This window comes from Brucella sp. IR068 (assembly GCF_049065885.1).
GTDB lineage: Bacteria > Pseudomonadota > Alphaproteobacteria > Rhizobiales > Rhizobiaceae > Brucella > Brucella intermedia.
This window is the reverse complement of sequence record NZ_JBAKHE010000001.1, coordinates 369,496-389,710: the sequence shown is the minus strand read 5'-3', so window position 1 is coordinate 389,710 and position 20,215 is coordinate 369,496. Positions and strand designations below refer to the sequence as shown.

Sequence of the window (20,215 nt, the reverse complement as noted above, 5' to 3'; positions counted from 1 at the left end):
CGGAAATCGCTAACATGGCTTCATCGAGTTTCTGATCGGAGGCAGGGTCTTGCAGGAGAAAACAGCTCTCATCGTCGGTGTGACCGGACAGGACGGCGCTTATCTAAGCGAGCTTCTGCTCAAGAAAGGCTATCGCGTGCATGGTCTGAAACGGCGGTCTTCCTCGTTCAACACGGCCCGCATCGACCATCTCTATCAGGACCCGCACGAAGACGACATTCGCTTTCGCCTGCATTTCGGCGACCTGACGGATGCGACCAATCTGTGCCGGGTCATTCAGGAAGTGCGGCCCGACGAGATTTACAATCTCGGCGCCCAGAGCCATGTGCAGGTGAGCTTTGAAACGCCTGAATACACGGCAAATGCCGATGCGCTCGGCACGCTTCGCCTGCTTGAATCCATGCGGATTCTGGGGCTCGGCAAGACATGCCGCTTCTACCAGGCTTCCACATCGGAGCTTTTCGGCAACAGCTCGCCCACGGCCCAGAACGAACAGACGCCTTTTGCGCCGCGCAGCCCTTATGCGACCGCGAAGCTCTATGCCTACTGGACAACGGTCAATTATCGGGACGCCTATGGCTTCCATGCCTCCAACGGCATTTTGTTCAATCACGAAAGCCCGCTACGCGGCGAGACCTTCGTCACCCGCAAGATCACGCGGGCCGTCGCGGCAATCGAACGCGGCCTTCAGGACAGGCTTCGCCTCGGCAATCTCGATGCCCGCCGCGACTGGGGCCATGCCCGTGATTATGTCGAGGGCATGTGGCGCATCCTGCAGGAAGATGTTCCCGACGATTATGTGCTTGCCACCGGCGAAACGCATACGGTGCGTGAATTTGTCGAACACGCCTTCAAGGCGGTCGACAAGGAGATCGAATGGCAGGGCGACGGCGTGGAGGAGATTGGCCGCGACCGCAAATCCGGCAATTGCCTGATCGAGATCGATCCGCGCTATTTCCGCCCGAACGAAGTCGATTTCCTGCTCGGCGATGCCTCCAAGGCGAGAAACCGCCTCGGCTGGCAGCATACGACCGGCTTCGACAATCTCGTCGCCGAAATGGTCGACTGGGATTTGCGCAACATCATGCGGGAGGTCGGACGCAATGACTTCTACGGCTGAGATCGCCCCTCTCTATTCGCTCGAAGGCAAGAAAATCTTCGTTGCCGGGCATACGGGCATGGTCGGTTCGGCCATCCTTCGCCGCCTGCAAGACACGGATTGCGACATCATCACTGCCGCGCATAACACGCTCGACCTGACCCGGCAGGGACCGACGGAAAATTTCATCAGCGGTCGCAAGCCGGATGTCATCATCATCGCCGCCGCCCGCGTCGGCGGTATTCTTGCCAATTCGCAATATCCGGCGGATTTTCTATACGACAATCTCGCCATCGGCATGAACCTCATCCGCGCCGCCCACCAGAACGGCGTCGAGCGCCTCTTGTGGCTCGGCTCAAGCTGCATCTATCCCCGCGACGCGGCGCAGCCGCTCACCGAGGACGCGCTGCTGACCGGCCCTCTGGAGCCGACAAATGAAGCCTATGCCATCGCCAAGATCGCCGGACTGAAATATGCCGAGGCCTGCGCGCGGCAATATGGCAACCGCTTCATGACGGCGATGCCGACCAATCTCTACGGCCCGAACGACAATTTCGATCCCGAAAGCTCGCATGTGCTGCCAGCGCTAATCCGGCGGATTCATGAGGCCAAGGTGCGCGGCATCGATCACGTCACGCTGTGGGGCAGCGGCAAGCCCTTGCGGGAATTTTTGCATGTGGACGACCTTGCCGATGCCTGCCTGCACATGCTGCGCTTCTATGACGGCATCGAGCCGATGAATATCGGAACGGGCGACGAGATTTCGATCAGGGACCTGGCGCTCACCGTCGCCCGCGCCGTCGGCTACGAGGGCCGCTTCGAGCATGATCTCAGCAAGCCCGACGGCACGCCGCGCAAGCTTCTCGACACGTCGCGCATGCGGGCGCTTGGCTGGAAACCGCGCATCCGTCTGGAAGACGGCCTGCGCGACGTCTATCGCGATTGGGCGCGGGAAACCGCCGATCCTGTCGCGGCCTGAAAACCGGCGCTGAAAAATTCCTAATCCTGACTGAATCTTGGCTGAAGAAAAAGCTCGCCCTATGAGGGCGAGCCGCCGACCCTGCTCATGTCGAGCTCGACGCGCAGGATATCGCCGGGCCTGATCTCCGTGCGCTCATCGGCAACGATATCCTGGAAACTTCCATCAACGATGCGGCTGATCGAGAAGATCAGCTTCTGGCGCAGCGTGGACGAGGCGATATTGCCGGAGGACTTGGCGATTTCGGCCATGGTCTGAAGCTGCGCATTGCTGCGGCGCTCCATCCGGGCAATGTTGAGGTCTATGTCCTGCAAGGCCGTCGCAGCCTCGCTCTTGCGGATTTCGTCCAGATTGGCGATGCGCTGCTGCATGGCAAGCTGGTTCTGCCTCGCCCGCGCGAGGAAGGAGGCAAGCTCCAGCGCGGCGCGCCGGGTCGCCGACAGATCGCGCTCCATGTCGCGCAGGTTGGACTTGGCGGCCAGCCCACGATCCACCAGCGACTTGCTGGAATCCACATTCTCCTGCAACAGCCCGATTTCCGTGTCGTGCAGCTTGATGCTCTGCTGCAAGGTCTCTATTTCGTCGCCATAGCTCGCGGCCTGCGCTTCCAGCGCCTGACGTTCAGCGGCGAGATTGTTGCGGCGGACATTGAAGACGGTCTTTTCCCCGTCCAGCATCTGCTGCGTCAGCGCCGCCGTTTCCTTGCTGGCGGCAGGCTGTTCCGGAAGGACATAGTTGAATTCCGTGCCGTTCAGTTCCGCCTCGAAGCGGGCGCGCCGTATCGTCATGGCGGTGATCTGCATCTGCAGATCCACATATTCCTGCTGGACGGTGATAAGCTGCATCCCGGCGGTCAGCGCCGGCGTCTCCGCTTTGCCGGCCCCGCCGCCCAGCGCCATCAGTTCAAGCGCCACCATGCCGGGCCGGAACTGGTATTTTCCCGGCGCCTTCACGTCGCCGACGACAAACACCGGCGCGTACTGGTTGATGGTTGCGGTAACCGTCAGGCCGGGAATGTGCTGCGACAGCGACCCGGCGATTTTCTCGCCGATCTCGTTGATGGTGAGCCCGCTCACCGGAATATTGCCCACGATCGGATAGCCGATATTGCCGTCCACATCGACCGGGTAAAGCCCCGTCAGGGACGGCTGGCCATAAACTGTCACCTGCAACACGTCGTTGGCCCCGACCCGGTAGGCCTGCCCTTCGCCAAGCGCGGCGAGGCTTCCGCCAACCAGAATGAGCCCCGCGAGCATGGTGGCCCGCAGATGGGCGGCGATGCGGTTTTTCATGATCCTGTGTGCCATTGGCTTGCCCTCACGCCTGTTCCTGAACGCTGCCTGCGACCGGTTTTCGCCGTCGCGTGAAAATGCCGCCTATAGCCTGCCCCGTCTTGCGCAGGCCCAGCCCGCACAGCGCGACGGGAAGCGAGATCCAGCTTCGATAGGAGGCAATGTTCTGATTCACCACCGCCAGCGCCGGCTTGCGCCCGAAGGAGGCCATCGTCTGTATCAGCGCATTGGTTGCAAGCTGGTCCTGGCGGTCTGACTGGACCACGAGCAGCGCCGTATCGGTTGCCCGTGAAAGGAGAACCGAGCGCTTGTCTTCCATGACCGCCGGAAGATCGACGAGAATGATCTTGTGATCGGCGCGAAGCTGGGCAATCAGTTCGGCCAGCCAGTCTCCCTCGCGCATCAGGCTGTTCGGCTTGATGATATCGATACCGGAGCCATGGTCGTGCACGAGCGTCGCGCCGGTGAGCTGCCGACCGGTGGACACACCGCCAAAATCATTGTGCGGCAACCCGAAGGCCTCCGCCAGCCCCGACCGCCTGTTGGTCGCGTCGATGACTGCAACCGTCAGTCCGGTGGCGGCGATCTGTTGTGCGAGCGCGGTGATCAGCAGTGTCTTTCCTTCGCCGCTGGACAGGGAAACCACCGAAAGCGCCAGCGAATCCCGACCGCGCGTCAGCGCCCGAACACGATCATGCACGGACTTGATGGCGCGACCGAACGGGCTTGCCGGATCGAGACCGCGATTGACCAGAAGCGGCACGGTCATCTGCGGCGAGACCGGCAGCAGCGTCGCCGCCGGAATGCCGGGCAGCACCAGCGATGCCGTCTGTGCGGGCCTGATCTTGTCGAATGTTTCCTTCAGCATCGTGCCTGCAAGCGCAACCAGCCCGCCAAGCCCCAGCCCCAGCAACAGCCAGTTGGGCAGGTTCGGGCTGGCCTTGGCCATTGCCGGTTCCGCCGGAGAAATCATCTGCGCTTCCGGCGCAGCCATGCCGTCCTGCTCGATCAGTTGCTTGTAACGCGTCAGATAGCTTTCATAGACCGTGCGGCTGGCATTGGCTTCACGGTCAAGCTGCACGGCTTTCACCTGCGCCTGATTGGCCTCGGCAAGGTCGGCCTCCGCCTTCTTCAACGCTTCTTCCAGTCCACTGCGCCGCTGGCGCGCTATCTGGATTTCGTTGCCAAGGCTCTTGATGATATCGCCGACCTGGCTGGAAATCTGCTGTTTCAACGCTTCCTGTTCGGCTTTCAGCACGGGGATTTCGGCGCTCTTCAGCGCACCGTTCGACTGCAATTCGCCAAGCTGCCGCTCGACGCGCGCCTGCTCGCTGCGCAAGGTCTGGATCGCGGGCGACGCCAAAACTTCAGCCAGCGCGGGCGCTTCATCCTTATCCTTCAATTCTTCCGCCGTGCGCAGCCGCGCCTCGGCAAGCGAAACGGCGCCCGTTGCGGCGACGATCTCGCTGTTCAGCGCCGCCACGCGCTGGGCCTGAAAGCTGATCTGCCCCTGATCGCCCGCAAGCCGCGACTTCTGGCGGAATTCTTCCGCGGCACGCTCCGCGCTTTCAAGGTCGCTGCGCAAGTTCCCAAGCTTGTCGCCAAGCCACTCGCTGATGCGCCGCGTTGCCGATTGCTGCACGTCGATCTGGTGGTCGAGATAGGCCGTGGCGAACGCATTGGCGACCTGTGCCGCATAGACCCGGTCGGATGCGCGATAGGAAATGAAGATCGTGTAGGACCGTCCGTCATTGGTGACGCGCAACCGCGAAAGAAGCAGGTCTATCTGCTGGCGCTCACGCAGGGCCGGATCGACCTCGCGCGCGCCCTTGGCCTGCGACGCCGCATCCGAGGCGGACGACAAGACCGTGCGCGAGCGGAATTGCGTCGGCACGGTTATGTTCTCCGCTTGCAATATGTCGATGACCTTGCGCGCCATCATGCGGGAATTGATGATATCGAGTTCCGAACGCAGAACGGGACTGTCCTGCGGCAGCGGCGTGATGGCGCTTTCATTGGGAAGCGCCTGCAACCGCCGCATATCCAGCACCAGCACGGACTCCGACACATAACTGACCGGCGCTGTGAGATAGCCTGCAAAACCGACGCCAATGCCCGCGACCACCGGCACGATCAGCATCATTTTTCTGCGTTTTATAATGTCGAGCAGGTCAGCCACCGGCTGCCGCCCGTTTCCTGCCGAAACGTCGGAGATAATCACCCAAATTCTCCTTCACGGAATAGTTCAGTCCGCTGAATGTCCCCTTGCCCCTAAAGCGGGCGTCGGGTCGCGCCCTATTGCAGGTCGGAAAACGATGTTTCCGACGGGAACAGCTCGTTGATGATGCAAGCCACCTCGGTGCGGTTGGATGCCTTCAGCTTCTTCATGATGTTGCGGATATGAACCTTCACGGTGCTTTCCCGCAGTTTCAGTTCATAGGCGATGATCTTGTTCGCCTTGCCGCGGCGCAGCGCATTGACCACTTCGGCCTGGCGCTGGGTGAACATTCCGCCGAGAGGCTGCAGGCGCTGCGAATTCGGATCGGTGGCGTGCCGCAGGGCGAGCACGCTGCTGGCCGGCACGAAGGTTCCTCCCGCCATGGCAAGCCGCAATGCTTCGACGCAGACATTCACATTGACCGAGGTGGGGATATAACCCTTCACTCCATGGTCGAGCGCCTTGAGGACCTGCGAGATTTCTTCCTTGTCGGCCAGAAGAATGACGGGCGCCGGGGCGCAGTCCGTAACGATGCGATTGAGATAATTGCCGACCGCCGGGTCGGAAACCTTCTGGCCGCCGATATTGAAAAGCACCGCGCCCGCCGTGCGGCCCCGACGCTGATGCTGCCACTGCTCGAACGAGCTGAATGTGGCAATCGACATTTCGATACTGTGATTGGTCAATCCGTGTGCCAGGCACTCGCGATCCAGCGCACGGTTATCTATGATAACCAGCAACGGCAACACGCTGTCACTGGGCAGTTCAGGCTTGAAGGAAGCATCTCTTGTCGCTCCAAAGCCGTTATTCTTTATTTCAGTGGTTCTGTTGCTGAATTTTGGTGAAATGTTCATTTGTTCGCCCTCTAACCCAATTTAATTACACGCCTCCGTTTCTTGCGCATGACAATCAAGCATGCGCATCGGTTACCCTGTTTTATTGATCTTTGTGATATATAGACAACCAACGGGGGAAACTAGTCTGGAAAGTTGCCTGAAATTTTCTACAGTGTCATTAACCTAGATTAAGGGCTTCGGCAAAATATGGTTTAGAAGAAGCGCGGATATATACCCAATTAGTGGTAGAAATTACTACCTTGCCAAAACAACCGCCCTCGATAAAACTCTTGCGATGCCCCGCTTCCGGGCGAGAGCGGGGAAAAAACGAATGCGGGGACACCTGACTTAAAATTTATATTTCCTTTGCTGGGCGAAACGGCAGGTAGGCTCAATGGTGGTAAATGCCGACGAAGCAAAATCGCTGCGCCATTTTCTGGAAAGCGCGCCCATAGGCGCGGTTTTTGAAGAAAGCGATCTCAGCGTGCTCGCCGCCCTGCCCATGGCTTCCAAAACCTATGCCGCCCACACCGTGGTAAGCAGCCAGGGAGACTGGGCCAATTCGGTCCATATCATAAAGAGCGGCTGGGGCTGCATCTATCGCGATCTTCCCGATGGTGACCGCCAGATACTCGACTTTCCCATGAAAGGCGATTTTCTCGGTTTCCGCACCGGGCTCGGTTTCAACTATTACACGCTCATTTCGGTTACGGAGCTTTCCGTCCTCGAAATCTCGCTGGACCATCTCACCGAAAGCCTGCTCAAGTCGCCCCGCCTCGCCATGACGTTCATGGAACTGATGGCCCGGCAGCGTGCTATCCTGATCGAACATCTCATCAGCATCGGCCGCCGCAGCGCACTTGTTCGCATCGCGCATCTTCTGCTGGAACTCGGCCACCGGGCGCGCATCAACGGCACGGGCGACGAGAACAGCTTCTTTTGCCCGCTGACCCAGAGCGAACTTGCCGATGCGCTCGGGCTGACGCCGATCCATATCAACCGCATGCTGCGCGAACTTCGCGAAGACGAACTTCTTGTGTTCCGCAACAATGAGGTGGAGTTCTTCAACCGGTCCGCCCTCGTCCATATTTCCAGTTTCGACGAGCACTACCTGACCATGGAAATTTTTCCACGCGTCCGGATCAGCCGGTAGGTCCGGGTTTCCGGTTTTGCGGTTCTTCAACAGTTCGTCATTTGCGGCGGGCTGGAATAGTTGCTCTCGTCGTCCTAGATTCTGGAGACATATCAAGGGAGCGCACATCATGACCTACAGCAAGAACCCGGAAGCGATTGCCAGGCTGACGCCGGAGCAATATCGCGTCACGCAGGAAAGCGGCACCGAGCGCCCTGGAACCGGCGAATATCTCTATAACAAGGAGCCGGGAATCTATGTCGACATCGTTTCGGGCGAACCGCTTTTCGCCTCTGCCGACAAATATGAGTCCCATTGCGGCTGGCCCAGCTTCACAAAGCCCATCGAACCCGCCAATGTCGCGGAACTGACCGATGTTTCGCATGGCATGGTGCGGACGGAAGTGCGTTCGGCCCATGGCGACAGCCATCTGGGGCATGTCTTTCCTGACGGCCCGGTCGATCGCGGCGGGCTTCGCTACTGCATCAATTCCGCATCGCTGCGCTTCATTCCGAAGGACCGGATGGAAGCCGAAGGATATGGCCAGTATCTCGACCAGGTCGAAGATATCGGCTGAACGGAAGTCAAATCAAAGGCATGGCCGTGCGAAGTATTTGAAATAAAATTTGTGCGATTTGAAATTAATCCGGGTCCGGATTAATTGATCCACAGCCATTCCTTGCCCCTACGAAGTAAGACTTCTTTCTGTCGCAATGATCACTAATCTGATTTCGCGCACCGCTTCGGCGGAATCAGGCAAATGCGCAGCCTCGGTATGATTATGCTATCACCACACATACCGAGGCTTTTTGGGGCTATCGACCGGCTTTCCGCCATCCCCTCGCCAATTTCGTCCCCTTACCACCGGACGAGCCGCCAGTAACATCGGTTGTATTGGCCGCGTGAATTCCATTGCAAATAGCGGGCAATTATATTCAATATACTGTCTTGCTATTACTGGATGACGGATTTCGATCACGCGACATTTTGGGAGGCGGCTTGGATAGTGCGGTTGGGGCCTATCGGATCTATTCCGAAACGGAGTGCGCGGAGGCGCCGGCACTCGACTGGCCCTATGTCTGCGCATTGCATCTGCTTCGGAAACCTGTCGGAAACGCCATTTCGGAATTTCTCGCCGCCGTCGGCAATGCTTCGCGGGCGGACCGGGCATGGATGATCGAATATACGCCCGATCTCCTGCGGTTTCGCAATTCGCATGAATGGTGCAAGGGCAGTACGACGCCCTATATCGCCGAGCTTCAGGAAATTCCGACTACGCTGATCGCATGGCTGCACCGCTATCTGACCAGGGGACAGGCCGTCGCGGTTCACGACGTCCGAGGGCTGCCACGCACCGCCCGCGCCCTTCAGGCGGAGTTTCTGCGGCAGGGAAACCAGAGCATTCTCAGCATTCCCCTCTTTCATCACGATCGGCTGCGCGGGATCATCGGCTTCGATACGACAGTGGAAGCCAGACGATGGTCGCGGGCCGAGATCAAGGCCATGTTCCAATGCGCAAGCCTGATCGCCCAGGCGAAATATGCGACGCCTGAAGACGAGCCCGTCAGGCATGAGGAAACCGACCCGACCTCGGTGATCTATGTCAGCAAACGCGGCGTAATGCGCGGTGTTTCACCGGAAGAAATCATAGGGGTCCGCTCGGCAGGCAATTACAGCGAGATATGGTTTGGCGACGGTTCCAAGGTTCTCGATTCCCGACCGCTCGGCATATGGGCGGGCATTCTTCCGCCAAGTCTCTTTTTGCGCATTCACCGCACGACATTCATCAATGTTCTGCATGTTTCGGACATAGACAGAAGCATGATCGACAAATGGCTGATCAGGATGCGCGGCGTTGATCAGTCATGGCCGGTTTCGCGATCCTATCGGAAGCCCCTGCGGGAGCGAATGGGCTTCTAGCCTTGATTTCGCCATGATTTAGTCGGTTCTTCGCCACAAAAATCGATGCGAAAAGGGCACACTTTCGTTCCCCAAGCAGCGTTTCGCTGCCGGTTTTGCGGAATTCGCGGTTCTGCCTCAATTTGAAATCGCTGCTCAAGACAGGTCGAGATGCGCCTTGAGCGGCATGTCGTCATGCACCGGAACCGTCTGCCTTTCGATCATGCGATGGACCAGCGGCGGCTTGTCTCCCTTGTGCAAGGCGAGCAGCCTTTCCGACACTTCGGCATCGGCCTTGGTCCGGCGCTGGTTATGGCGGACATATTCCACCCAGGTCGGCACGTGATAGCTTTCCGTCCAGGTTTCCGGGTTCTCAAGATCGCGCAGCAGCACCCATTGCCGGGCGCCGTCGCGGATACGCATGCGCCGCCGCAAGGCCATGGCGGAAAGGAATGCGGGAACGTCTTCCTGCGCGATCTTGTAGTCGACCATGATCATGATCGGGCCGCTGCGTGAGCGAAGATCAAGCCGAAGCTGCGGCTCGCTGAAACGGTTGAGCGGATCGAGATTGAGGGATTCGAACTCGGGCTGCGGCAGGAGAAGACCGATCAGAGCGCCGAAAACGAGCACGACAGCGGCAGCAAGAAGCGCACCCGGCACGTTATATTCATCCGCCACGGCACCCCAGAGCCAGCTGCCCGCAGCCATTCCGCCGAAGGTCGCCGTCTGGTAAAGCGCCAGCGCGCGCCCCACCACCCAGCGCGGCGTGGAAAGCTGCACGGTGACGTTGAACAGAGACAGCGCCAGGACCCACGACACACCGGCAGGCAGCAGGAAAATGCAGCTGAGCCACATGTTCCGGCTGATCGACAGCAGGCCGCAGCTGACCGCAAAGGCCACGAAAGCTCCGCGCACCAGCCATTCATTGCCGAGAAGCTCGCGCAGCCGGGCGCTGAGCAAGGCACCGCCAATGGCGCCAAGCCCGAAGAAACCCAGCATGATGCCGTAGGTCAGCGCCGTTCCGTGGACGAGATCGCGGGCGACCAGCGGAAGAAGCGCCAGGATGACGATCGCGGACAGGCCGAACAGAAAGCCCCTGAACATCACTTTCAGCAGGTTCGGCGACATGGCCACATAACGCAGCCCCGCCATCATGGCCGGTCCCAGCGTTTCGCGCGGCAAGGTGGATTTGACCGTTTCGGGCTTCCACTGCCAGAGCGCCAGAATGAGCGCGCAATAGCTGAACGCATTGAAAATAAAGGCAAAAGCAGCACCAGCCGCCGCAACGATGATACCGCCGATGGCCGGACCGATGCTGCGCATGAGATTGAAGCTCATGCTGTTGAGCGCCACGGCGGCAGGCAGGTCGGTGCGGGGCACGATGTCGCCCATCGACGCCTGCCATGAAGGATTGTGCAAGGCCCCGCCGCAGCCGATGAGGAACGTGAAGCTCAGCAGCATCCAGGGCGTCAATATGCCAAGATAGGCGAAAGCCGCCAGCGCGACCGAAATGACCAGCAGCAGAACCTGCGCGGTGAGCATGATGCGGCGGCGGTCGAAATTGTCGGCCAGGGCACCGGCGGCGACCGAAAAGATCATCACGGGCAAGGTTGTCGAAGCCTGCACCAGAGCAACCATATCGTCCGAATGGGCGATGGTTGCCATCATCCAGCCAGCGCCGACGGTCTGCACCAGACCGCCAAGGTTGGAAACCAGTGTAGCTGACCAAAGCGCCCGGAATGTCTTGTATTGGAAAGGCGCGAGGGGGGAAATTCTCTGCGGCACCGGACGACCTCCCGTTCCATCTGCCTCACATAGGCGATACGTGAATCTCTCCCGGGGGACAAGGGGGATAGTGCCAAACTTGTCACGACATCCCATCAACGTTTATATGTGCTGTAAATATTGAGCCAAGCCTTTATTCCTGATTATTATTTTTCCTGTTGGAGTGCAGTTGCCCATGGGCTTGCGAACAGCACAAATTTCTGACGCTTCTGTTCTCGCAGCCATCTCGATTGAGGTTTGGCTGGGCACCTACATCCGCCGGGGCGTGAACGCATTTTTTGCCGATTATGCTCTAAGCGAGTTCACGGAGGAAAAATTCCGGAACCTCATCGAAGACGCCGATGAACATATTGTCGTTTCGGAGAATAAAGACGGTCTGGATGGCTTCACCCGGATCAGTTCCAAAAGCTCCGCTCCGATAGATAATTGTTCGACAATGGAAATTTCGACGCTTTACGTCCAGCCGCGACATCACGGAAACGGGATCGGGCGAGCACTGTTGCAGGAAGCCTTGCGCCACGCGCGCGATGCGAGGGCTCCTTCCGTATGGCTGACCACGAACTCGGAAAATACCTCCGCAATCAACTTCTACACGTCCCAAGGCTTTGAACGAATTGGAACGACGCACTTCCGATTCAGAATGAGGCCTATTTGAACGACGTGTTTCGATATGCCTTTCCCTGACAACTGACAGGTCTGTTCGGGTCAGACGTCAAGGCTGACCCCGGATTGACTCCATCCTTCGATTAGGTAGACTGGTCTACCTAATCATCTAGGCATGTATTATGAGCGATTCCGTCACACCAACTTCAAAACCGGCGCGGGAGCGGCTTCTGCAAGCGGCAGCAGAACTGTTTTACGACGAGGGCATTTCGGCCACCGGGATCGACGCGATCATCCAGCGCGCAGGCGTGGCGAAGCAGAGCCTCTACAACAACTTCACCTCCAAGGCGGAGCTGGTGGCAACCTATCTGGAGCATCGCCACGCCGAATGGCTGAACCTCTATGAAAAGCGGCTGGAGAAGGCAGCAGGCCCGATGGGCGGGCTGCTGGCGGTGTTCGACGCCTATCGCGATCACGCGGAATTTGCCTATGAACACGGGTTTCGCGGCTGCGGCCTCCTGAATGCGGCGGCGGAACTGCCCGCTGGCGATCCGGGCCGCGAGGCGGTGAGAAAGCACAAGGAAGAGGTCGAGGGCCTGCTCGTGACCCACCTCACCGGCCTGATCCCCGACGATCCGCCACGCGTCCGCCAGCTGGCCGTGCAGCTCTCCTTCATACTCGAAGGAGCGATCATGCGGGCCGGGCTGGAGGGCAACAGTGCGCGTCTTGGCGAAGCCAGGGCGATGGTCGCAACGATTTTGAAACCCGTGTAAAAATGCAATCATCGAAAAGCTATTTTCTGGGCGTGGCCGCCATCATCGCCGCTTCCACGATCTGGGGGACAACCGGCACCGCGGCGACTTTCGCGCCCGAAGTCGGCGCGGCTGCAATCGGCGCCGCCGCCATGGGCCTTGGCGGGCTTGCACAGGCGGCAATCGCCTGGCGCGGCATCATCGCCTCGCGAAAGGCGCTCGCCGATCAATGGCGCATCCTAATGCTAGGCGCGATCTGCGTCGCCATCTATCCCCTCGCCTTCTATGCCTCCATGCGGATGGCGGGCGTAACCATCGGGACGGTCATTTCGCTCGGCTCCGCCCCGCTGCTTTCCGCCGGGATCGAATACAGGCAAAGCGGCTTTCGCCCATCGCTCCGCTGGCTGGCGGGGGCCACGATAGGCATCATCGGCATGGTCCTGCTCAGCATATCGGAGGATGGCGGCAGTCACGCCGTCTCCGCTGACGGCTCACCACTCATCGGCTCGCTGCTCGGCCTCGTGGCAGGCTTTACCTATGCGCTTTATTCCTCCTGCGCGCGCCAGCTGATGCAGGGCGGCATATCGTCGACGACCGCCATGGGCGCAACCTTCGGCATAGGCGGCATTCTGCTGATGCCGGTTCTGATCGCGACCGGCGGACCGTTTCTCGCCTCCTGGAACAATGCGGCAGTCGGGCTTTACATGGCTTTCGTGCCGATGTTCCTCGGCTATGTCTGCTTCGGCTACGGCTTGAGCCGCGTGGAAACAAGCGTGGCGACCACGATCACCCTGTTCGAGCCGGTCGTCGCCGCGTTCTTCGCGGTGGTGATCGTCGGCGAGCGACTGTCCGCCCTCGGCTGGTTTGGCGTCCTTCTGGTCGTCATCTGCCTCGTCTGCATCACCATGCCGGCCCGCAGCCGCAAAAATCCGCTGGAAGTGCCTGAGCCATCAACCTGATGGGCTCGCGCTTTATCTGCATTGCGCGCATCTTTTCCAAAAACCGTTTCACACTTTTCGGGATGCGCTTTTCAGCCAGCCCTTCACGGCCTCAACGGATTCAGGATGGCGCGGTTTTCGCAGCGAAACCGCATAGAAATCCGCGCCCACCCGCAATTCGGTGGCCAGCGCCTGAACGAGACTGCCCGCGGCAATTTCCTTTTCCACGAAGAAGCGGCTTGCCAGCGCCAGCCCGTGCCCGGCGATTGCCGCATCGATGGCGAGCGAGGTCTGGTTGAAGCGCGTATTTTTCGGTGAAGCCGACACGCCGCCGGGAAACGCCTTTTCCAGATATCGCGGCCAGAAATTATGCGCATCGTGCAGCAGCGGATAGCGCTGCAGATTTTCCGGCAGGCCCGGATCACCCAGCCTCTCAACCAGAACCGGACTTGCGACGGCAACGATCACGTGCTCGAAAAGCAGCTCCGCATTCAGCCCCGGGCCGAAAGGCGGCTCGCCATAACGCACCGCAAGATCGACGGCATCTGTCTGGAAATTGGCGACCTTGTCGCTGGCGACAATGCGCAATTCTATATCGGGATGCGCTTGCGTAAATTCGGCCAGACGCGGGATCAGCCATTTCGACGCGAAGGTCGGCGTCACGCTCACGGTCAGGTGCTGCGGCTCGGGTCGCAGCATTTCGGTCGCTTCCGAAAGCAGGTCGAAGGCCCGCCGCACACTGGCGATATAGGCGCGGGCCGCCTCGGTCATGACCAGCGTGCGGGGTTGGCGTTCAAAGAGTTTCAGTCCAAGCTCCGCCTCAAGGCCGCGTATCTGCTGGGCCACCGCCGCCTGCGTCACGCCAAGTTCTTCCGCCGCCAGACGGAAGTTCAGATGGCGCGTGACGACTTCGAACACACGCAGACCATTGAGCGAAGGAAGCCTTTTCATGAACTGAACCCGATAGGTTTTCTACTGCCTGACGTTACGCATTTTCGTTCGTCAGGATAGTGGCTCTCGGCTATAACTGCAAAGAATGGTTATCGGCGGCTGACCGCTCGTGCAACATTTTTCCCGAAAGGAAAGCATCATGACAGTAGAAAAAGTAGCGATTGTGACGGCTGGCGGAAGCGGCATGGGCGCCGCCGCCGCACGCAGGCTTGCGCAGGACGGTTTCAAGGTTGCAATCCTTTCGTCCTCCGGCAAGGGCGAGGCATTGGCGCAGGAACTGGGCGGCGTCGGCGTCACGGGCTCCAACCAGTCGAACGATGATCTGAAGCGCCTTGTTGACCTTGTTCTGGAAAAATGGGGCCGTATCGACGTGCTGGTCAACAGCGCAGGCCACGGCCCGCGCGCGCCGATCCTCGAAATCACCGATGAAGACTGGCACAAGGGAATGGACACCTATTTCCTCAATGCGGTTCGCCCGGCCCGTCTTGTCGTGCCGACGATGCAGAAGCAGAAATCCGGCGTCATCATCAATATCTCGACCGCATGGGCCTTCGAGCCGAGCGCCATGTTCCCGACTTCGGCTGTGTTCCGTGCCGGGCTTGCCTCCTTCACCAAGATTTTCGCCGACACCTATGCCGCCGACAATATCCGCATGAACAATGTTCTTCCGGGATGGATCGACAGCCTGCCGAAGACGGAAGAGCGGCGCGCCAGCGTTCCGTTGCAGCGCTATGGCAAGAGCGAGGAAATCGCCGCGACGATCTCCTTCCTCGCATCGGATGGCGCCGCCTATATCACCGGGCAGAACCTGCGCGTGGATGGCGGCTTGAGCCGTTCAGTGTGATTGGTGTTTGAAACGGTCGTCCGCCGCATGGGGGCGACCGTTGTGCGCACCGGCGAAGCTGCAAGACTGGAGATACAGCCTTGCTCCTTTTTCGGTTTAAAGCACGATCTTTTGTAACATCAATAGAAATACAACTTGTCACGCCAGATCGTAACCGCAGCAAAAATACCTGCAAAGAGCGCGACAATCATAATAGCACCACCGGCTAAAGCGGCTCCAAACACTTCTACAAAGACGCTGAGAATGTCTACGACAATTTTCATAATCCCGTGATATCCGCCATCGGAGATATTCACGCCCGCCTGAATCGTGTATCCAACAAGAAATATAAAGCCGAAGACAGCAGAGGTAAGAGCGATGTAAAACAACTTCCTTAATCGTATCATTAGTGCCTTCCATTATTCATTTCATTCTACATTACAATATTATTGGACCGCTATTCAGCGCCATCCATCCAGCTCATCGAACTTGATTACGTCCGGACACTCGCCCAGCTTGATGCCGGGGCTTCCTTACGGTGAAAACGAGGGGCTTTTCAATCGCCTCTGTCGTCTCGGGTCGCTTGATCTTCACGCCCTGGATTTTTTCCGCGTCTTTTTTGCTTGATTATGCGCGATGGCAGCGTGAACGAGCGCGATGAAGGCGTCTTCATCCACCGTTTCACCCTCGCTGATATCCAGCGCGCGGCGCGTATTGCCTTCGAGACTGGAATTGAAGATGCGGGCGGGGTCGTCCAGCGCCGCGCCATTGGCGAAAGTCAGCTTCACGACTTTCTTGTAGGTCTCGCCGGTGCAGATGATGCCGTCATGCGACCAGACCGGAACGCCGCGCCATTTCCATTCCTCGACCACTTCCGGGTCGGCCTGCCTTATGAGTGCGCGCATTCTGGCCAGCGTCTCGCCGCGCCAGTCGCCAAGCTCCGCAATGCGCCCGTCAATCAGCCTGGACGCCTCGTTATCGTCTGCCATGAAGGCCTCCCGTAGTCTAAACTGCAAATTCCTCCGGCCGTGGCGCATCACGAATCTGCGCCTACATTTTCTCGCCCGGCAGGCGGCTCGCCTGTCCGATCCAGTCCGCAAGCTGGGCTTCGTCCACCGCGTCATGCTCGTGGATGTGGAAGTAGCGCGTGTCCTTGCTCTTCGATCCGACGGGCGGCATCGGCTTCAGCCCTGCACCGCGAAAGAACGCAACCTTTATATATTTCTCGAAGCAATGATAGCTGAGGAACCAGCCCTCTCCCTTCATGCCGTAAAACGGTGAGTTCCATTTGACCGCCTTATGCACGTCCGGCACCGTGCGCACGATCAGGGCATCGAGGCGGCGGCCTGCCTCGCTCTTCCAGCCCGGCATGGCCGCGATATAGGCCTGCACCGGCCCGTCCCCTTCCCCCTTGGCGATCTGCGGGTTGCCGCCCGATAAAAGTACCGGGCCGTCAGGTTTCTTGTCGGCCATGATGCTTCCTCCACCTTTTCCAACGCGGACCATAACATCTGGCCCGGCTTGCGCCCAAGCCCCGGATGACTGGAAAGAACGACTCCCGTTTCTGCCCGGCCTCATGTAAGCCAGACGCACGATATCAAACGAGAAAATTGCGATGAGACGATTTTTCTACCTTTCGGCCCTCGGATTTGCGCTGGCCTTTCTGTCGCCGGGCCAGATGAACCGCGCTTTCGCGGAAGAGGATCTTCCGCGCCTCCTGCCGGAACCGGGCGTGAGCGCGCATATCGAAAGGCGCGAAGAGGGTTATGTTCTGATCCAGCCCGACGGATCGAAACTGGTCTTGCTGGATTCCGACTGGCTCACCGGGCTCGACGGACCTGTCGGCTTTGACACCGCCGACTATGATTTCGATGGCTATACGGACCTAGCCTTGCGTGCCCGCGAGGCGGGAAGCCTCGACGTCGGCGTCGCCCTTTATCTCTACGATCCGAAATCCAGATCTTTTTCTCCCCTGATCATCGAGGACGAACTCGGCGGAAAACTGAACTGCGGCGAACTGTGGAACGTCGAGCGCCTGGCGGAGCGAAAGCTGATCAAAAGCAGTTGCAGCCGCGACGGGCATTACACCCGGGTCGATATCCTGTCGATCGGCCCTGACAGGTCGCCACGGCTTGTGGAACAGTCGCGCCCGGAGGAACAGATGTCCGGCTGGCCCTATATGGAAAAACCCATGCGCATGGTCACTTACGACCCGCAGGGGAATATCGTCCTCGAACTGCCGCTGGCGCCCGATGAAACGGAACAGGGCTGGGAAGTTCCGATAGAAAAGCTGGCGCTTTACAGCAATCCCGACCGGGAAAGCGCCACAAATTCCCATCTGGTCCGGGGCGACAAGGCGCGCAAGCTCGCTTTTGCCGGTGGCGACTGGATGAAGATCGCTTATCAGGACAAAACCGGGCCGCTTGAACGCTGGATATCCCTGAGCGAAGCCTATGACCTTGCAGAATGGCAGGCCGAAAACGGGCAGAAGCCGCAATCCCTGCAGCTTGGTCTCGCGGATTACAGCGATGTCGACAAGGACCGGGATTACTACAGGCACCTGTTCACCCTGACGCTGGCGAACAAGGGGAGCGAAGCGGTGGAACTGAGCTATGCCGAGTTGCATCTGCTTTTCACCTCCGCCGACGGCCAGCAGACCACCCACAAGCTCTACGACCTTTTCAACAAGACCATTGAGCCGGGAAAAAGCGAAACGCTCGACGACAATCCCGTCCAGAAGCGCGACGGCCAATATGTCATCTACCATCCGGTTGGCGATGAAGACGCCTATTCGCCGTTCTTTCCGCAAGGACTTCCCGCCGGGAAATACAGAATCCGCCCTGTCGTGACCGGCCCCAACCTCACGGCCCCCATTTACGGCCGGGACGAGATCGAGATGGACTATCCGCCCCGGCTACCGGACAGCCTGATCGACCCTTGAACCGGCGCTCGACCGGGCAAGGGCTGCGAGCGCCATGCCCATCGGCAGGGCGGGGGCGAACAGGAAGCCCTGCCCGCTGCTGCAGCCAAGCGCGCACAGCATGTCCCGGTCTTCCTCCGTCTCGATGCCTTCGGCGGTCACCTTGACGCCAAGGGCGTCGGCCAAAGCGACCATCGCCCGCACGATGTGCTGGTCGCCCTCCGATTCCGCGATGCCGCGCACAAACACCTGATCGATCTTGATCTTGTCGACGAGACCTTTCTTCAACGAAGCAAAGGTCGCAAAGCCGGTGCCGAAATCGTCGAGCGCGATGGAAACACCGGCATTCGACAGCGCATCCAGACTGTCATTCATCCCGCGCTGGTCGAAGGGCGCTTCCTCCGTGATCTCGATTTCCAGCATGGAAACAGGCAGGTCGCGTCGTTCCATCTGGGACAGGATTTCGTGCGGAATGCGGCCTCCCGCCATTTCGCGCGGCGACAGGTTCATGGCAACCGTCAGATCGCAGCGACCGCTTTCGGTGAGCTTGTCGATCATCTCGCAGCAATTGAAGAAGACATTCTTCGTAAGCTGCCGCACCACGCCCACTTCGCAGGCAACATCAATGATTTCAGGCGGGGCGATGGTGCCGTGCTGCGGATGGTCCCAGCGCAGCAGCGCCTCGAATCCCACCATCTTCCCGCTGGAAAGTTCCACCACCGGCTGGAAATAGGTCTGTATCTGCCCGGTCTCGATGGCGATGCGCAGATCGCGCTCGATGCTCTGCTTGCGCTCCCACTCGTGATGCAGGCGCTTTTCAAAAAAGAAATATTCGTTGCGGCCACGCCTCTTGGCGGCATAAAGCGCGAAATCGGCGCGCAGCAGCATTTCAACCGGGTCGAGCCGCTCCAGCCGGCAGATGCCGACGCAGGCACCGATCTCGACCGACAGGATGCCTTCGTAATGCGCGCTCAGGCTGCCGATGATGCGCGCTGCCACCAGCCCCGCCTCGATGGTCGCCGATGGTTCGGGATAGACGAGCACGAACTCGTCGCCACCGATGCGCGCCAGCACGGAGCGCTCGGGTGAAATCTGCCGGATACGCTGCGCGATGGCGACGAGGAGATCGTCCCCGACCTTGTGTCCGTAGGTATCGTTGACGGACTTGAACCCGTCGAGGTCAATCAGCATGACGATGAAGGGACCTTCCGCGACGGGAAAAAGCCGGATGGAATTTTCCAGCCCGCGCCGGTTGAAGAGGCCGGTCAGCGGGTCTTCCTGCGACTTGAGCGCCATTTCGTCGGCGAGTTGCTTGGCCTCGTGCTTCAGCCTGCTTGTCTGGATGAAGCGGTTTTGCCCCAGTAGCGCGCCGCGCGTAAGCCCGCACCAGAACAGCACGACTGAAACGGCGATCACGCCGCGTTGCAGGTCGGCTTGCACGGCCAGACATATCACCGTGACGACGAGCGGCGGGGTTATGAAATTGATCGCAATCGAAGCATAGGACGAACCGTAGGTGACGGCGCCTGCGCAAATTCCGGCAAGGATGACGAGATAGACCGGCGATTGCGGGTCGGTGAACCCACTGGAAAGGACGGCGACGCCGGACCAGAAAAAGCCCGACAGGGCGGCAAGAAACTGGAACCGCCTGATCTGGCGCTGCAAATCCGCGACATTTTCAATGGGCGCCTGACGGCGGCTATAGGCAATTGCCTCGAAGAAGCGCAGCGCATTAACGATATTGACGAGCGCGAACCAGACAATCGACTCCCAGAAATGCCCGGCGGCGCTCTGCACCAGCACGATGAGCACCGAGAGAATCGTGCTTATGGGCATCGAGAAGCGAGCGCCCTCGCAAATCTCGCCAAGCTGGTCCGCCAGTATCTTGTCGGCTATCGGACTGTCGTGGCTGCCATATGCCGACCTGACCAGTTGAAGCCAATATGCAGTTTTCGACCCCATCGATACGCAACCACCGGCCAGAGCAC

The 20,215-nt window shown here is 59.4% G+C and carries 19 protein-coding genes; 10 read left to right on the top strand and 9 right to left on the bottom strand.

The window, feature by feature from the left end:
• Positions 1-49 precede the first annotated feature (49 nt).
• Complete coding sequence (gene gmd, locus ACOWVS_RS01840; protein ID WP_075041510.1) at positions 50-1,120, top strand: GDP-mannose 4,6-dehydratase; 1,071 nt, start codon at positions 50-52, stop codon at positions 1,118-1,120.
• Complete coding sequence (locus ACOWVS_RS01835; RefSeq protein WP_075041511.1) at positions 1,104-2,078, top strand: GDP-L-fucose synthase family protein; 975 nt, start codon at positions 1,104-1,106, stop codon at positions 2,076-2,078. Before gmd ends, ACOWVS_RS01835 begins: the two co-directional genes overlap by 17 nt.
• 59 nt (positions 2,079-2,137) lie before the next feature.
• Here the strand turns inward: ACOWVS_RS01835 and ACOWVS_RS01830 are convergent, their stop codons facing one another.
• The 3 genes from ACOWVS_RS01830 to ACOWVS_RS01820 form a co-directional block, all read right to left on the bottom strand.
• Positions 2,138-3,385 carry a polysaccharide biosynthesis/export family protein gene (locus ACOWVS_RS01830; protein ID WP_075041512.1) on the bottom strand — a complete coding sequence of 416 codons (1,248 nt, stop codon included), beginning with the start codon at positions 3,383-3,385 and terminating at the stop codon, positions 2,138-2,140.
• A 10-nt stretch (positions 3,386-3,395) separates the two neighbouring features.
• Entirely contained in the window at positions 3,396-5,591 is a 2,196-nt protein-coding gene (locus tag ACOWVS_RS01825) for a GumC family protein (protein WP_075041513.1), read from the bottom strand.
• 74 nt (positions 5,592-5,665) lie between these two features.
• A complete protein-coding gene (locus ACOWVS_RS01820; RefSeq protein ID WP_006468628.1) occupies positions 5,666-6,442 on the bottom strand; it encodes a response regulator transcription factor in 777 nt (258 codons plus the stop codon).
• 376 nt (positions 6,443-6,818) lie between these two features.
• On the opposite strand from ACOWVS_RS01820, the gene ACOWVS_RS01815 reads away from it, so the two are divergent.
• The 3 genes from ACOWVS_RS01815 (at position 6,819) to ACOWVS_RS01805 (ending at position 9,476) form a co-directional block, all read left to right on the top strand.
• Positions 6,819-7,577, top strand: a complete 759-nt coding sequence (locus ACOWVS_RS01815) for a Crp/Fnr family transcriptional regulator (RefSeq protein ID WP_075041514.1) — start codon at positions 6,819-6,821, stop codon at positions 7,575-7,577.
• Between the two features lie 109 nt (positions 7,578-7,686).
• Positions 7,687-8,133 carry a peptide-methionine (R)-S-oxide reductase MsrB gene (gene msrB, locus ACOWVS_RS01810; protein ID WP_006468626.1) on the top strand — a complete coding sequence of 149 codons (447 nt, stop codon included), beginning with the start codon at positions 7,687-7,689 and terminating at the stop codon, positions 8,131-8,133.
• 422 nt (positions 8,134-8,555) lie between these two features.
• Positions 8,556-9,476, top strand: a complete 921-nt coding sequence (locus tag ACOWVS_RS01805; protein ID WP_075041515.1) for a GAF domain-containing DNA-binding protein — start codon at positions 8,556-8,558, stop codon at positions 9,474-9,476.
• 135 nt (positions 9,477-9,611) lie between these two features.
• On the opposite strand, the gene ACOWVS_RS01800 is transcribed toward ACOWVS_RS01805, so the two are convergent.
• Positions 9,612-11,240: an MFS transporter gene (locus ACOWVS_RS01800; RefSeq protein ID WP_021585546.1), complete on the bottom strand. Its 1,629-nt coding sequence runs from the start codon at positions 11,238-11,240 to the stop codon at positions 9,612-9,614.
• A gap of 175 nt (positions 11,241-11,415) precedes the next feature.
• On the opposite strand from ACOWVS_RS01800, the gene ACOWVS_RS01795 reads away from it, so the two are divergent.
• The 3 genes from ACOWVS_RS01795 (at position 11,416) to ACOWVS_RS01785 (ending at position 13,554) form a co-directional block, all read left to right on the top strand.
• The gene (locus ACOWVS_RS01795; RefSeq protein ID WP_247644410.1) at positions 11,416-11,895 is read left to right on the top strand and encodes a GNAT family N-acetyltransferase; all 480 of its coding nucleotides are present in this window, start codon (positions 11,416-11,418) and stop codon (positions 11,893-11,895) included.
• A 130-nt stretch (positions 11,896-12,025) separates the two neighbouring features.
• Entirely contained in the window at positions 12,026-12,616 is a 591-nt protein-coding gene (locus ACOWVS_RS01790) for a TetR/AcrR family transcriptional regulator (RefSeq protein WP_075041516.1), read from the top strand.
• Positions 12,617-12,618: 2 nt separating this feature from the next.
• Entirely contained in the window at positions 12,619-13,554 is a 936-nt protein-coding gene (locus tag ACOWVS_RS01785; protein ID WP_075041517.1) for a DMT family transporter, read from the top strand.
• 48 nt (positions 13,555-13,602) lie between these two features.
• On the opposite strand, the gene ACOWVS_RS01780 is transcribed toward ACOWVS_RS01785, so the two are convergent.
• The gene (locus tag ACOWVS_RS01780) at positions 13,603-14,484 is read right to left on the bottom strand and encodes a LysR substrate-binding domain-containing protein (protein ID WP_075041518.1); all 882 of its coding nucleotides are present in this window, start codon (positions 14,482-14,484) and stop codon (positions 13,603-13,605) included.
• A gap of 139 nt (positions 14,485-14,623) precedes the next feature.
• On the opposite strand from ACOWVS_RS01780, the gene ACOWVS_RS01775 reads away from it, so the two are divergent.
• Positions 14,624-15,328 (top strand): SDR family oxidoreductase, encoded by a 705-nt coding sequence (locus ACOWVS_RS01775; RefSeq protein WP_075041519.1) that lies wholly within the window; start codon positions 14,624-14,626, stop codon positions 15,326-15,328.
• Positions 15,329-15,447: 119 nt separating this feature from the next.
• Here the strand turns inward: ACOWVS_RS01775 and ACOWVS_RS01770 are convergent, their stop codons facing one another.
• The 3 genes from ACOWVS_RS01770 to ACOWVS_RS01760 all read right to left on the bottom strand — a co-directional run bounded on the left by ACOWVS_RS01770 (position 15,448) and on the right by ACOWVS_RS01760 (position 16,780).
• Entirely contained in the window at positions 15,448-15,714 is a 267-nt protein-coding gene (locus ACOWVS_RS01770; protein WP_075041520.1) for a hypothetical protein, read from the bottom strand.
• 183 nt (positions 15,715-15,897) lie between these two features.
• The gene (locus ACOWVS_RS01765) at positions 15,898-16,296 is read right to left on the bottom strand and encodes a DUF1801 domain-containing protein (RefSeq protein ID WP_075041521.1); all 399 of its coding nucleotides are present in this window, start codon (positions 16,294-16,296) and stop codon (positions 15,898-15,900) included.
• A 61-nt stretch (positions 16,297-16,357) separates the two neighbouring features.
• Positions 16,358-16,780, bottom strand: a complete 423-nt coding sequence (locus ACOWVS_RS01760) for a DUF1801 domain-containing protein (protein ID WP_063620489.1) — start codon at positions 16,778-16,780, stop codon at positions 16,358-16,360.
• A 142-nt stretch (positions 16,781-16,922) separates the two neighbouring features.
• On the opposite strand from ACOWVS_RS01760, the gene ACOWVS_RS01755 reads away from it, so the two are divergent.
• On the top strand, positions 16,923-18,248 hold the full coding sequence (locus ACOWVS_RS01755; RefSeq protein ID WP_247644411.1) for a hypothetical protein: 1,326 nt from the start codon (positions 16,923-16,925) through the stop codon (positions 18,246-18,248).
• On the opposite strand, the gene ACOWVS_RS01750 is transcribed toward ACOWVS_RS01755, so the two are convergent.
• Positions 18,222-20,189: a putative bifunctional diguanylate cyclase/phosphodiesterase gene (locus ACOWVS_RS01750; RefSeq protein WP_075041523.1), complete on the bottom strand. Its 1,968-nt coding sequence runs from the start codon at positions 20,187-20,189 to the stop codon at positions 18,222-18,224. The two genes, ACOWVS_RS01755 and ACOWVS_RS01750, sit on opposite strands and share 27 nt — an antisense overlap.
• Positions 20,190-20,215: the final 26 nt, after the last annotated feature.

What these genes read in the sequence shown, in the direction of transcription:
- ACOWVS_RS01815 (WP_075041514.1), top strand. Translation starts at nt 6,819, where the DNA reads ATGGTGGTAAATGCCGACGAAGCAAAATCGCTGCGCCATTTTCTGGAA.
- ACOWVS_RS01760 (WP_063620489.1), bottom strand. Translation starts at nt 16,780, where the DNA reads ATGGCCGACAAGAAACCTGACGGCCCGGTACTTTTATCGGGCGGCAAC.
- ACOWVS_RS01750 (WP_075041523.1), bottom strand. Translation starts at nt 20,189, where the DNA reads ATGGGGTCGAAAACTGCATATTGGCTTCAACTGGTCAGGTCGGCATAT.
- ACOWVS_RS01785 (WP_075041517.1), top strand. Translation starts at nt 12,619, where the DNA reads ATGCAATCATCGAAAAGCTATTTTCTGGGCGTGGCCGCCATCATCGCC.
- ACOWVS_RS01795 (WP_247644410.1), top strand. Translation starts at nt 11,416, where the DNA reads ATGGGCTTGCGAACAGCACAAATTTCTGACGCTTCTGTTCTCGCAGCC.
- ACOWVS_RS01820 (WP_006468628.1), bottom strand. Translation starts at nt 6,442, where the DNA reads ATGAACATTTCACCAAAATTCAGCAACAGAACCACTGAAATAAAGAAT.
- ACOWVS_RS01835 (WP_075041511.1), top strand. Translation starts at nt 1,104, where the DNA reads ATGACTTCTACGGCTGAGATCGCCCCTCTCTATTCGCTCGAAGGCAAG.
- ACOWVS_RS01775 (WP_075041519.1), top strand. Translation starts at nt 14,624, where the DNA reads ATGACAGTAGAAAAAGTAGCGATTGTGACGGCTGGCGGAAGCGGCATG.
- ACOWVS_RS01770 (WP_075041520.1), bottom strand. Translation starts at nt 15,714, where the DNA reads ATGATACGATTAAGGAAGTTGTTTTACATCGCTCTTACCTCTGCTGTC.
- ACOWVS_RS01790 (WP_075041516.1), top strand. Translation starts at nt 12,026, where the DNA reads ATGAGCGATTCCGTCACACCAACTTCAAAACCGGCGCGGGAGCGGCTT.
- msrB (WP_006468626.1), top strand. Translation starts at nt 7,687, where the DNA reads ATGACCTACAGCAAGAACCCGGAAGCGATTGCCAGGCTGACGCCGGAG.
- ACOWVS_RS01780 (WP_075041518.1), bottom strand. Translation starts at nt 14,484, where the DNA reads ATGAAAAGGCTTCCTTCGCTCAATGGTCTGCGTGTGTTCGAAGTCGTC.
- ACOWVS_RS01755 (WP_247644411.1), top strand. Translation starts at nt 16,923, where the DNA reads ATGAGACGATTTTTCTACCTTTCGGCCCTCGGATTTGCGCTGGCCTTT.
- ACOWVS_RS01830 (WP_075041512.1), bottom strand. Translation starts at nt 3,385, where the DNA reads ATGGCACACAGGATCATGAAAAACCGCATCGCCGCCCATCTGCGGGCC.
- ACOWVS_RS01765 (WP_075041521.1), bottom strand. Translation starts at nt 16,296, where the DNA reads ATGGCAGACGATAACGAGGCGTCCAGGCTGATTGACGGGCGCATTGCG.